Raw genomic sequence first — 1,048 nt, 5'->3', positions numbered from 1 at the left:
CCCGCCGGCGGCCTCCGTCTCCACCGCCGTCAGATAGTGCTCGGCGAAGCGCACGTCCAGCGCCGACACGGCCTCCGGGTCCGCGAAGGAGCCGTCCGCGATCCGCCCGCCGACGGCCTCGGTCACCGACAGATAGACCTGGTTGAACACCGCGACACCGTCCTTCGGCGGCCACTGCGAGCGGTAGGCGCGCATCCGCGCGATCACCGTGCCGACATCGGCCACCGCGCCGCCCGCGACGGCCGGCGCTGCGAACTGCTCGAACCGGTTCATGCGGGCAGCGTCCCAGCCCCGGGCCCGACCGGGCGCCCACCGGGCGGGACATTCATCGGAACGGACGAAGACCGGCGGCCGGCCGCGGGCGCTGACCCGGGCCGGACCACGGTGACCGAGGCGGTTCCGGCCCAGGGCGTGACCTCCCTGGCGGAAGCGATTACGATCAGGACGAGGTTGTGGGCAGGTGTGTGCGTCGTGAGCAGGTAGGGGTTGGGGATGGCTGCTGGTCGAGTGATCCGGTTCGACGGGATGCGTGGGTACGGTTTCATCGCACCCGAGCACGGTGGGGAAGACGTCTTCCTGCATGTGAACGACCTGCTGATCCCCGAGTCGTCGGTGCGTTCCGGACTCGAGGTGGAGTTCGAGGTGGAGGAGGGCGACCGCGGACTCAAGGCGTCCAAGGTGCGGTTGGCCCCCGGAGCGGAGAGCCCGGCGGCCGTCACACCCGCCCCGCGGGCCCCGGCGGCCTCCTGGTCCTCAGCGGACGGCCAGGAGCCGATGTGCGACGTGCTCAGCTCGGCGGAGTACCTGCGCGAGGTGACCGAGCTGCTGCTCACCGCCGCCCCTGACATGACGGGCCATCAGATCCAGGCGGTGCGCAAGCAGTTCGCGCTGCTCGCGAACCGGCACGGCTGGGTCGAGGACTGACGGTCCCGACGGGCGCACGGCCGTCCACCGGCCCGGTCGCCGCGGCTCCGGGCCGGTCGGCTTCGGGTGCGCCCGGTCGGGGCGGGCCGGGAAGCCGACGCCCGCCGTCAGCGGCCGGGGGCCC

General features: G+C 73.2%; 2 protein-coding genes. One reads left to right on the top strand and one right to left on the bottom strand.

Features of this window, described 5'->3' with window-relative positions:
- On the bottom strand, positions 1–273 hold a 273-nt coding region (locus IH13_RS0115235; protein ID WP_031084731.1), incomplete at its 3' end, for a DUF5995 family protein.
- A gap of 219 nt (positions 274–492) precedes the next feature.
- Between IH13_RS0115235 and IH13_RS0115230 the strand changes: the two genes are divergently transcribed.
- Positions 493–924 carry a cold-shock protein gene (locus IH13_RS0115230; protein WP_031084729.1) on the top strand — a complete coding sequence of 144 codons (432 nt, stop codon included), beginning with the start codon at positions 493–495 and terminating at the stop codon, positions 922–924.
- Positions 925–1,048: the final 124 nt, after the last annotated feature.

Source organism: Streptomyces sp. NRRL WC-3549, from assembly GCF_000721935.1.
Lineage (GTDB): Bacteria > Actinomycetota > Actinomycetes > Streptomycetales > Streptomycetaceae > Streptomyces.
This window is presented reverse-complemented; position numbering and strand designations above follow the sequence as displayed.